The 11,726-nt window shown below is 38.9% G+C and carries 7 protein-coding genes; 2 read left to right on the top strand and 5 right to left on the bottom strand.

The genetic code is table 11. The annotated features are described in order from the left end of the window. Positions 1-823: 823 nt before the first annotated feature. The 5 genes from EGI24_RS01950 to EGI24_RS01930 form a co-directional block, all read right to left on the bottom strand. Positions 824-2,365 (bottom strand): acyl-CoA carboxylase subunit beta, encoded by a 1,542-nt coding sequence (locus tag EGI24_RS01950; protein WP_255046552.1) that lies wholly within the window; start codon positions 2,363-2,365, stop codon positions 824-826. A 122-nt stretch (positions 2,366-2,487) separates the two neighbouring features. Next, entirely contained in the window at positions 2,488-4,611 is a 2,124-nt protein-coding gene (scpA, locus tag EGI24_RS01945) for a methylmalonyl-CoA mutase (protein ID WP_255046688.1), read from the bottom strand. Further along, entirely contained in the window at positions 4,608-6,074 is a 1,467-nt protein-coding gene (accC, locus tag EGI24_RS01940) for an acetyl-CoA carboxylase biotin carboxylase subunit (protein WP_255046551.1), read from the bottom strand. Before accC ends, scpA begins: the two co-directional genes overlap by 4 nt. Beyond that, entirely contained in the window at positions 6,071-7,075 is a 1,005-nt protein-coding gene (locus tag EGI24_RS01935) for a methylmalonyl-CoA mutase family protein (RefSeq protein WP_255046550.1), read from the bottom strand. Before EGI24_RS01935 ends, accC begins: the two co-directional genes overlap by 4 nt. A 1-nt stretch (position 7,076) precedes the next feature. Continuing rightward, positions 7,077-7,556 carry a biotin/lipoyl-containing protein gene (locus EGI24_RS01930; RefSeq protein WP_255046549.1) on the bottom strand — a complete coding sequence of 160 codons (480 nt, stop codon included), beginning with the start codon at positions 7,554-7,556 and terminating at the stop codon, positions 7,077-7,079. Between the two features lie 382 nt (positions 7,557-7,938). Here EGI24_RS01930 and EGI24_RS01925 point away from each other — a divergent pair, with 382 nt between their 5' ends. Continuing rightward, positions 7,939-10,266 (top strand): PSD1 and planctomycete cytochrome C domain-containing protein, encoded by a 2,328-nt coding sequence (locus EGI24_RS01925; RefSeq protein WP_255046548.1) that lies wholly within the window; start codon positions 7,939-7,941, stop codon positions 10,264-10,266. Positions 10,267-10,268: 2 nt separating this feature from the next. Continuing rightward, entirely contained in the window at positions 10,269-11,720 is a 1,452-nt protein-coding gene (locus tag EGI24_RS01920; RefSeq protein WP_255046547.1) for a DUF1501 domain-containing protein, read from the top strand. Positions 11,721-11,726 lie beyond the last annotated feature (6 nt).

Raw genomic sequence — 11,726 nt, 5'->3', positions numbered from 1 at the left:
TACATGGTAAGGGTATTTATTTGGAAAGGACTTTCCGCAAGACGAAAATTGATACTTAAATGCAATCCAAGTTTAGTTAAAGATGGAATATTCGCTTTTATGTTTTCTAACCAAGACTTGGGAATTAAACTAAACTACTTAGGAAATTGGGAAGAATAAGACACTTGAAGCGTCGTTCCAAAGACAAGAATGCAAGATGAAAACTTTATTTTCTTAAAAAAAAGGGTGCCTAGATATTCAACCCTTCTTGAGTCTAAAATTCCCTAAACCTTCCAAAATTTTATGCTGGGATACTTAAATTCGAACTCCTCGTTGTCTGAATGCTTTAACTACATGAGATATTTCTTTAAAAATTTAGAGGGTTTATTTGAAAACTACCTTTACAAGTCATTCCCCAGTCTTTAGCCTGATTATCAAAATACCAATAATTATGTCCTCTGTTCAAACCTGAATCCATGGTCCAACAAGTGTAAATAATATTAATGGTCGAAAAATTCACAAAAACTCCAACGCTTATTTTATTGAAAATTTTCAGTAGCTTTATTCTATTTACTTTTTCGAGCACTTTTAAATAAATACATCTAACAAAAAACACAATAATGCTCTAAACAAGAACATTGGGTAATATTCCAAAAACGCTGTAGAAATATTCATTATATGCTCCTAGGGAAGTTTGTTTAAATACGAATGGACACCCGTAATATTTTGGAAACATTTCATTCCAATTATACTTGACCCCAATTTCTAGTGATAAGACTAATAGCAAGGAAATAAAAACAATTATTGCGTATTTCATTACAATTTTCCTAGTCAACATTCTTCCTCACAACGGAATATTCCCATGCTTTTTCTTGGGCAAATGATCTACTTTGTTCTCGAGCATGGCGAAGGCTTTTATGAGTTTTCTTCTGGTGAAACGTGGCTCAATCACTTCATCAATAAATCCTCTTTCGGCAGCCGTATATGGATTTGCAAATAGGTTGGCGTATTCTGCTTCCTTCTCTACCAATTTGGCTGCAGGGTCGGCAGCTTCAGAAATTTCTTTTTTAAATATGATTTCGGAGGCACCTTTGGCTCCCATTACGGCTATTTCAGCACCTGGCCAAGCAAAGTTCATGTCTGCTCCAATGTGTTTGGAATTCATTACATCATATGCTCCGCCATAGGCTTTTCTTGTGATAACCGTAACTCTCGGCACTGTGGCCTCACTGAGTGCGTAAAGCAATTTAGCTCCGTTGGTTATGATTCCTTTCCATTCTTGATCTGTACCTGGTAAAAAGCCTGGTACATCTACCAAAACCACCAATGGAATATTGAAACAATCGCAGAATCGGGTGAAACGGGCGGCCTTTTTCGAACTTTCTATATCCAAAACTCCCGCAAGACATATAGGTTGATTGGCCACAATTCCCACACTTCTACCTGCTAATCTTGCAAAACCAACTACAATATTCTCCGCATAATCCTTATGAATTTCCATAAAAGATTCTACATCGCAAATACCCGAAATCACCTCTCGCATATCATAAGGTTGATTAGCATTTTCTGGAACAATGGTTTCCAAAACGTGTCTTATTTCGTCACCCAATCCATAAGGCAGTTTAGCAGGAGTTTCTTCACAATTCTGTGGTATATAACTCAATAATTGTTTGATTTGCTGAATGCATTCAAAATCATTGGCCGAGGTCAAATGTGTAACCCCAGACTTGGAAGCATGGGTCATAGCACCGCCTAGTTCTTCCGAACTAACTTCCTCATTGGTAACAGTTTTCACTACATTTGGCCCAGTCACAAACATATAACTGGTATTTTCTACCATCATCACAAAGTCTGTAATCGCTGGCGAGTAAACTGCACCACCAGCACAAGGCCCCATGATGGCAGAAATTTGTGGAATCGCACCCGAGGCCCGTACATTTCTATAAAAAATATCGGCATAACCACCTAAAGAACGTACACCTTCTTGGATACGGGCACCACCCGAATCATTCAAACCAATAACCGGAGCACCAGTTTTCATGGCCATATCCATTATTTTACAGATTTTTTCAGCATGAGTTTCAGACAATGAGCCACCAAAAACCGTAAAGTCTTGTGAAAAAACATAGATCAATCTGCCGTTGACAGTTCCGTAACCTGTAATTACCCCATCACCCAAGAAAATCTGATTTTCCATGTCAAAATCTTTTGTGCGGTGCGTAACCAAAGCCCCAATTTCCTCAAAAGAACCTTCGTCCAAAAGCAATTCTACTCTTTCTCTTGCAGAAAGCTTGCCTTTCTTGTGCTGAGCATCTATCCTATTCTGACCACCGCCCAAAGCAGCTTCGGCCAATTTTTTCTGTAATGTTTCTACTTTATTCGCCATTGTCTATATTTTTTTTACCGCTAAGACGCTATGTCGCTGAGTTTTATGAAGAACTCCATTTGGTTAAGTAAGTCTAGATTACTAAACTTTTTAGAAATCCTTGCGACTTTCCGTCTTGGCGGTTAATTAATTTCTTTCATCAATATTTCAATAATTTCTTTTCCTGCATTCGCAATTGGAGTTCCAGGGCCAAAAACTGCTACCACTCCATTTTTATATAAAAAATCGTAGTCCTGAGGAGGAATAACACCACCTACAACTACCTTGATATCAGGCCTTCCCAAATCCTTCAAGGCTTTTATAACTTCAGGCACCAAAGTTTTGTGTCCTGCCGCCAAAGAACTAATACCTACGACATGCACATCATTTTCACTGGCCTGACTGGCAGCCTCTTGTGGGGTTTGAAACAAAGGACCAATATCCACGTCAAAACCAATATCGGCAAAACCCGTTGCGATAACTTTAGCACCCCGGTCATGACCGTCTTGACCCAGTTTCGCTACCAAAATCCGAGGTCTACGACCATCCATTTCTAAAAAAACATTACTCAATTTTTGAGCCTCCTCAAATATTTTATTGTCTTGCATAGCTTTAGAATACACGCCTTTTACAGATTGAATATCAGCCTTATATCTTCCAAAAACCACTTCAATGGCGTCAGAAATTTCTCCTAAAGTACACCTTTCTCTTGCAGCGATAATGGCTTTTTCCAATAAATTACCATTTCCAGTCTTGGCTGTTTCGGTAATTTCATTCAAAGCAGCTTGGGCCTTTTCGCTATTTCTTGAAGCCTTTATTTTGTTTATTAATGCAACCTGGCCGCTTCTAACCGCTTCATTGTCAACTTCGAGCGTACTCAAGGTCACTTCTTCTTTTACCAAATATTGATTTACACCTACTATTATCTCGGTTCCACTATCAATGGCGGCTTGTTTTCTGGTAGCGGCTTCCTCTATTTTTAGTTTGGGAATTCCCTTTTCTATCGCATTGGCCATGCCACCGACCGCCTCCGTTTCTTCTATGAGTTCCCAAACCTTTTCCACTAACTCTGCTGTCAAATATTCAACATAGTGCGAACCTGCCCAAGGGTCTATCGCTTTCGTGAATCCTGCATCTTCAGATTGAAGATATTTCTGTGTGTCTCGGGCAATTTTTGCCGAAAAGTCTGTTGGAAGTGCGATAGCTTCATCCAATGAATTGGTGTGCAAAGACTGTGTTCCGCCAAACACTGCCGCCATGGCTTCAATGGTGGTTCTGGCTATATTATTGAAAGGATCTTGAGCGGTTAAACTCCAGCCAGAAGTTTGACAGTGCGTCCGCAAGGCCAATGATTTCTGATTTTTGGGATTAAATCTATTCACAATTTTCGCCCATATCAGCCTTGCAGCCCTCATTTTGGCTATTTCCATGAAGAAATTCATACCAATGCCCCAGAAGAATGACAATCTCGGAGCAAAGTCGTCGATATCTAAGCCTTTTTCTACACCTATTTTTAAGTATTCTAATCCATCCGCTAATGTGTAAGCCAATTCTACATGTGCAGGAGCTCCAGCCTCATGCATGTGATAGCCGCTTATGCTTATGGAGTTAAATTTTGGAATATTTTTTGAGGTAAATTCAAAAATATCGGCAATGATCCGCATTGAGGGTTTGGGCGGATAAATGTAGGTATTGCGAACCATAAATTCCTTCAAAATATCGTTTTGAATAGTTCCTGAGAGCTTCTCCATCGGAACGCCTTGCTCTTCAGCGGTCACAATAAAAAAGGCCAAAACAGGGATAACCGCACCATTCATTGTCATTGAAACTGACATTTGATCCAGCGGAATCTGGTCAAATAGGATTTTCATATCCTCCACAGAATCAATAGCTACACCAGCCATACCGACATCTCCAGCTACTCGCGGGTGGTCTGAGTCATAGCCACGGTGAGTTGCCAAATCAAACGCTACTGAAAGCCCTTTTTGTCCTTGAGCTAAGTTTTTTCTGTAAAAAGCATTACTTTCTTGAGCCGTAGAAAAACCGGCATATTGGCGGATAGTCCAGGGTTTGTTAAGGTACATACTGGCGTAAGGCCCACCTAAAAATGGAGCAATCCCAGATAAAAAACCTTGGTGAATTTGTCGTTTTGAAGGAATTTCACTTAAAACATCAATACCTTCAGCCGTAAAATAAGTATTGGCTTCTGAGCTTGAAATCTCAGAAGCAGAATTGAAAGAAACTTTTGAAAAATCTGGCCTTTTCATCTCTTTTTCCAATTGGTATTTTCTACTTCTGCCACTTTCAAATTGGTTTGGTTGGCCTTCCAATGTGCCAAAGCCAATAAAGCGGCATTTTTGGCCTTGGCTTTTTGCCATTCTTGTGCTTGTTCTTTGGAGAAAAAATTCTTGACAAAATGCGTATCAAATTGTGCCGATCGAAAGGCTTCGTGATCCATCACAAACAAACCAAATGGCAAAGTGGTAGCAAAACCTTCAATTTTATAGGCTTTAATGGCTTCTTTCATTTTTTGAATGGCCTCGGTACGGTCTTTTCCGTAGGTAACCAATTTGGCAATCATGGGGTCATAATAAATTGGAATTTCCATTCCTTCTTCATAAGCATCATCCAGTCTAACGCCTTCACCTTCAGGTCTTTCATATTTGGCAATTTGACCTATTGAAGGCAAAAAGTCATTTAAAGGATCTTCAGCATAAACACGCAATTCTACCGAATGCCCCTTAATTTTCAGATCTTCTTGCGTAAAAGAAAGTTTTTCGCCACGTGCAATTTTAATTTGTTCTTCAACCAAATCTACTCCCGTAATGTATTCGGTAACAGGATGTTCCACTTGAAGTCGCGTATTCATTTCTAGGAAATAATAATTTAAATTTTCATCCAAAAGAAACTCTACCGTGCCAGCTCCTACATAATTGCAAGATTTGCCCACTTTTACAGCAGCCTCACCGATTCTTTGTCTGATTTCAGGCGTCAAAATCCCTGAAGGAGCTTCTTCAATTACTTTTTGATGCCGACGCTGAATGCTACATTCACGCTCAAAAAGATGAACAATATTGCCATGTTTATCACCCAAAACTTGGACTTCAATGTGTCTTGGAGAACCTACATATTTTTCAATAAACACCGAGCCATCTCCAAAAGCCGATTTCGCCTCTGAAATTGCTCTATCCATTTGTTCCACAAAATCTTCGGCTTTTTCTACTACTCTCATGCCTTTCCCTCCTCCGCCTGCCGAGGCTTTTATGAGAATCGGAAAACCTATTTCGGCAGCTATTTTTTGAGCTTCTGGTATATCAGTTATGGCCGTATCGGTTCCTGGAACCATCGGAATGTCATATTTTTTTACACAATCCTTGGCTGCCAATTTAGAGCCCATCAATGTAATGGAATCTGGCTCAGGACCAATAAAAGTGATACCTGCTTTAGTCACTTTTTCCGCAAAAATGGCATTTTCACTCAAAAAACCATAGCCAGGGTGTATTCCATCCACATTGAGTTCTTTGGCATATTTGATGATTTTGTCCATATCGAGATACGACTTACTGGATGCGGCTTCGCCCAAACAAACCGCCTCATCGGCAAATCTCACGTGTAATGCTTGCACATCAGCCTCCGAATATACTGCCACTGTTTTTATGCCCAATTTTTTGATGGTTCGCATAATTCTCAAGGCTATTTCACCTCTGTTGGCCACTAATATTTTCTTCATTTATCTTTTATGAATATGTTCCAAACTTCATTTATCAATTTTTCGCAAACGTCATCTATAAAATAACTACCTTTCGAAGGGTCGTTTACTCGGTAGAGAAAACTTTCATTCCAAAGTACATTTTGAATATTCCGGGTGATCCTAGCAGAAAAACTTTCAGGATATTTTGCAGTATCAAAAGGTATATTTTGCATCAAAATAGCATCTGTACCACCAAAAACGCATGAAGCAGTTTGTTGGGTAGCAGCTATAACTTGGGAATTTGGGTCTTGATGACTAAAATTTACCTTTGAGATTAAAGAAATTTGTTTTTCTGGAGAATTATAAGCCTCAGCTATTTGGGCCCAAATTATTTTCACTGTTTTGTGCTGTGCAATATTCAGATAGAAATTTTCTTGGCTCGGCAAAGCAACAACAAGTTCAAATCCTTCAAAAAAAGTCAGTGATTCCGCTTCTCTTAAAACCTCAGAAAGATTCTCAGCAAGCGTTCCCTCTGATTTACTGCTTACTTCAATTTTTCCCAACTGCTTTGCTATTTGAAGCTCCCCTTTGGTTAATCCCGCAAAAACAATATTGGCATCTTTACCTTCAAGAAAACTTTCTAAGTTTTGAAAAAATAATGAAGAACTAAAAAACTCGTCAGAAAAATAAAATCTTACCTCTATAAAGGAAAGTATAACATCCTTGAAAACGATCTCAAAATCATAATCTAAATCTTTAATAAAAACGCTAATACCGGAGGCACCACCTTCTAGAGCAGTTAATATATTTTTATTGATTTCTACAGATGAATCACCTTCAATAAATTGATAAATGGTCCAACCAACTTTTGATTTTGAAATAGAAGAGCCGAAACTGGATGCTAAATTACCAACAAAAGGATTTGCAAATATTCCTTCTGAAATCTCATAGGAAACCAATGGAGTTTTCAATTCTTTCTCCACCAATTTCAACCATTCTGAATGGTCCGCTGCTTTAAATTCTGAGAAAATGTCACCCATTTTATTCCAATTCTATTAAAATCTGACCTTTATCTACAGCTTGACCTTTTACAATATTTATCTTTTTCACCACTGCCTCGTGGGGTATTTTAATAACATTCTCCATTTTCATGGCTTCCAAAATCAGAATTTTGTCATTTTCTGACACTGTTTGACCTTCTTCTACATTAATCTCTATCACCAAGCCAGGCATAGGGGCTTTTATTGATTTTATTTTGGAAACTTTTGGTTTGTTCAAACCCATGTTGTCCAAGATCTGATCTAATTGACTTTTAATCTGCACCTGAAACCGCTCGCCATCAATCTCTACTTTATAAGCTTTGTCTTTCGAGGAAATTATCTCACCTGAAATAGTTTTCTGATTATGTAATAGGCAAAAAGCATCAGGTTTATAGCTCAGTACATCTATAGCCGATATTTCGTTTTCGGTGAAAGAAAACTCAAAACCTCCAGCATTTACAATGATATTATTATCCGTCATAATATAAAATTCTACATATAAAAACTTTGAAATGCAATATAATGAAGGGCTATTAATATTTTTTTAAACAGGCTGAAAATAATTAGAAAAATACAATTAATATTTTGAAGATATTAAAATAATACAAGGAGAATGTACATAAAACAAGAATTTATCATCATTTTATCTCTCTAAAATTAAAGCAATTATTTAAAATTATGAGCAATAAAAGTAGTTTTAGAACCATATTCACGATTTCAACCCAAACTGTCTAATTATTAGAATAATGCAAAAAACAAATGACCATAAAACTGTTTGTACAATTTCATTATTAAATATAAAAATTAATGTCAATCTTATTATTAAAAAAAATTATTAATATTGTAAACAATATATTAACTATATGAATTCGAAGGTCATAAAGATCAGTTTATTTGTCTTTGCTGCAGTTGCAGTTTTGGCTATAATTAACATAAAATGCACGCCCTCAGTAGGTCAGGAAATTCCTGACGTTGTAGATTATAACTTTCATGTTAGACCCATTTTATCAGACCGTTGTTTCGCATGTCACGGTCCTGACGAAAAAAAGCGAGAGGCCAATCTCAGACTGGATACCGAAGAAGGTGCCTACGCAGCACTTGAAGACAACCCTAAAGCTCATGCCATCGTAAAAGGCAATCCTGAGGCATCTGAAGTTTATAAAAGAATTATAAGCACAGACACTTCCATAAAGATGCCGCCACCGAGTTCCAACCTGACCATTACAGAAGACGAAATAAAAATCATCAAAAAGTGGATATCCCAGGGAGCTAAAATAAAAAAGCACTGGGCGTTTCTGCCTCCTTTAAAATCCCCACTACCAAAAGCCGACAAAGATTGGATTAAAAATGAGATTGATTATTTCACCTACGACAAAATGAAATCAGTAGGTTTAACTCCTTCGGAACAAGCATCGAAAGAAACTTTACTCAAAAGGGTTAGTTTTGACCTGACGGGTTTACCCCCTACCGTAGAAATGCAGGAAGCATTCCTAAAAGATGAAAGCCCAAATGCTTATGAAAAAGTGGTCAATCAGCTACTAAAAAGCAAACATTTTGGAGAAAAAATGGCTTTAAACTGGTTAGATGTGGCAAGGTATGCGGATTCACATGGTTATCAAGACGACGGACTACGTACCATGTGGCCATGGAGAGACTGGGTGATTCATGCTTTCAACTCCAATTATTCCTACAAAAAATTTATGACCTGGCAATTGGCTGGGGATATTCTGGCCGATAAAATGAAATGGCATCCCAAGGCTAAAGAAATGCTTTTGGCTACGGGTTTTAACCGAAACCACAAAATCACCCAAGAAGGTGGTGTAATAGACGAAGAATACCGGGTAGAATATGTGACTGACCGTACAAATACCTTCGGCAAATCGGTATTGGCTCTCACATTAGAATGTGCAAAATGTCATACGCACAAATATGACCCCATTAGTCACGAAGAGTACTATGGGACATTCGCTTTTTTCAATCAAGTACCCGAAAAAGGGCTTTTTGGTACGATTGACGCCTCTTTCGCAGACCCTCCCAACATGAGAATCAAAGATGAGGATGTAAAAAGTATTTTTAATTTCATCAACAAAAAAGATACGGCCAAACTAGAAGTAATGGTCATGAAGGATTCTTCTGTTTTGCGACCAACTTTTATTCTGGAAAGAGGAAATTATGATGCTCATGGCAAAGTAGTGGATTTTACAACTCCAAAAGCCATATTGAATTTCAAGGGATATGAAAAAAATCGTTATGGATTAACGAAATGGCTCTTCGATGATAAAAACCCATTGACTTCTCGCGTATATGTCAACCGTATCTGGGAGCAGTTTTTTGGTAGAGGAATAGTAAAAACTACGGGCGATTTTGGTATGCAAGGCGAACTGCCCACCCATCCTGAACTTTTGGATTGGCTCTCTAATGATTTCAAACAAAATGGTTGGAATATTAAACGTTTGGTCAAACAAATCGTTATGTCGGCCACCTACATGCAATCTTCAGCAGTAAAAGAGGATCACAAGAAAATTGATCCTGAAAATAAATATTTGGCAAGAAGTACCCGTATGCGGATTCCCGCCGAGAATGTCAGAGACCATGTTTTGGCCACATCTGGGTTACTTAATACAGAAATTGGTGGCCCGAGTATAAAACCTTATCAACCTAAGGGCTTATGGGAAGTTGCAACGTCAGGCAGAGGCAGTTTGGCTACCTATGTGCAGGACCATGGCAAAGATTTGTACCGCAGAGGCATGTATGTTTTCATTAAGCGTACTGTACCGCCACCTGCAATGTTGATTTTTGATGCCAGCAACCGCGACCAATGCGAGGTGCAACGAACAAGAACCAACACGCCATTGCAGGCTTTGGCCATGCTCAATGACCCGCATGTACTCGAAAGCTCCAGAGTAATGGCACAGGAACAATTATCGAAAAATATCAGTATAGATGAGGCTATCAAAAATGGATTCAGAAAAATCATATGCCGCATGCCTTCTAAAAAAGAGTTGGAAATTTTGAAAAATTATTATGAAGAAGAAAAAGTGTTTTTCAAAAAACAGCCCCTAAAAATAAAGTCGCTTCAAAAAATTGGAGAGTACGAGCATAAAACTGTCAAGGACCCGGTTTCGTTGGCCGCACTTTTACAGACTTTTCAGATGATGTTTAACATGGAAGAAACCCTTATCAGAATATAGAAATGGAAAATGAATTTTTAAAAAATAGACTCAATGTCAATAGAAGACATTTTCTTGGGAAAGCTGCCGTAGGGCTTGGAAGCCTTGGTTTGGGTTCACTTCTAATGCCGAATTTATTTAAGGGAGACTCGTCAGATGCTGGCTTGCCATTGGGATTGCCGCATTTTGCTCCAAAAGCAAAAAGGGTAATTTACCTTTTCCAAAATGGTGCTCCATCTCAGCTGGAGAGTTTTGACTACAAACCCATGCTCAATAAACTGGCTGGTCAAGATCTTCCCGAATCCATAAGAAACGGACAAAGACTTACGGGTATGACGGCAAGCCAAACCAATTTCCCGATGGTGGGGTCTTATTTCAAATTCAACCAACATGGCAAATCTGGAGCTTGGATTTCTGAGTTGTTTCCTAATATTGCTAAAATAGCCGATGATATTTGTATCGTAAAAACGATGAATACAGAGGCCATCAACCATGATCCAGCGTTAACTTTTCTACAAACAGGTGCTCAAGTGGGCAACAGACCAAGTATGGGGGCATGGTTGAGCTATGGATTGGGAAGTGAAAACCAAAACTTGCCAGCATTCTGTGTACTATTGTCAAGAGGAAGAGGTAACGGTCAGGGAGTTTATTCTAAACTTTGGACCAACGGTTTCCTTGACTCTACCCACCAAGGTGTGGTATTTTCGAGCGGAGAAGACCCTATTCTATATCTCAACAACCCCGAAGGAACCGACAAAACTTCAAGGAGAAGAATGTTGGATAAACTGGCCGAACTGAATCATTTGGGTTTTGAAGATAATCGCGACCCAGAGGTTGAAGCCAAAATAAAGCAATACGAAATGGCCTACAGAATGCAAACGGCTGTACCTGAGCTTACTGACCTCTCAAAAGAACCTGACCATATCATAAAAATGTACGGACCCGATTGTTTGGTACCTGGGACCTATGCAGCAAACGCCCTTTTGGCAAGAAAACTCTCAGAATCAGGAGTAAGATTTGTACAGCTTTATCACCAAGGCTGGGACCAGCATGGCAACCTTACCGGCGAAATGCCATTGCAGGCTCAAGATGTGGACAGAGCATCTGCTGCTTTGGTGACAGACCTAAAGCAAAGAGGCCTTTTGGACGAAACTTTGGTAATTTGGGGTGGAGAGTTTGGAAGAACCAACTACTCTCAAGGAAAATTTGGGGTGGACAATTATGGTAGAGACCATCATCCGCGAGCCTACAGCATTTGGATGGCAGGTGGCGGCATAAAAGGTGGTACTGTTTACGGTGAAACGGATGAATTGGGCTATAATATTATCAAAGACCCCGTGCATATTCATGATTTCCATGCAACGGTAATGCACACTATGGGACTAAATCATGAGCAACTCAACTACAAACATCTGGGTAGAAGATATAGACTCACCGATATTGCAGGCAAAGTAATCCCAGGACTTTTGGCTTAAACTATT

It is taken from the genome of Lacihabitans sp. CS3-21 (genome assembly GCF_024343675.1).
Taxonomy (GTDB): domain Bacteria; phylum Bacteroidota; class Bacteroidia; order Cytophagales; family Spirosomataceae; genus Leadbetterella.
This window is presented reverse-complemented; position numbering and strand designations above follow the sequence as displayed.

Bases quoted from the DNA above. Each gene is read 5' to 3' on its own strand.
- EGI24_RS01920 (WP_255046547.1), top strand. From the start codon at position 10,269: ATGGAAAATGAATTTTTAAAAAATAGACTCAATGTCAATAGAAGACAT.
- EGI24_RS01925 (WP_255046548.1), top strand. From the start codon at position 7,939: ATGAATTCGAAGGTCATAAAGATCAGTTTATTTGTCTTTGCTGCAGTT.
- EGI24_RS01930 (WP_255046549.1), bottom strand. From the start codon at position 7,556: ATGACGGATAATAATATCATTGTAAATGCTGGAGGTTTTGAGTTTTCT.
- EGI24_RS01935 (WP_255046550.1), bottom strand. From the start codon at position 7,075: ATGGGTGACATTTTCTCAGAATTTAAAGCAGCGGACCATTCAGAATGG.
- EGI24_RS01950 (WP_255046552.1), bottom strand. From the start codon at position 2,365: ATGGCGAATAAAGTAGAAACATTACAGAAAAAATTGGCCGAAGCTGCT.
- scpA (WP_255046688.1), bottom strand. From the start codon at position 4,611: ATGAAAAGGCCAGATTTTTCAAAAGTTTCTTTCAATTCTGCTTCTGAG.
- accC (WP_255046551.1), bottom strand. From the start codon at position 6,074: ATGAAGAAAATATTAGTGGCCAACAGAGGTGAAATAGCCTTGAGAATT.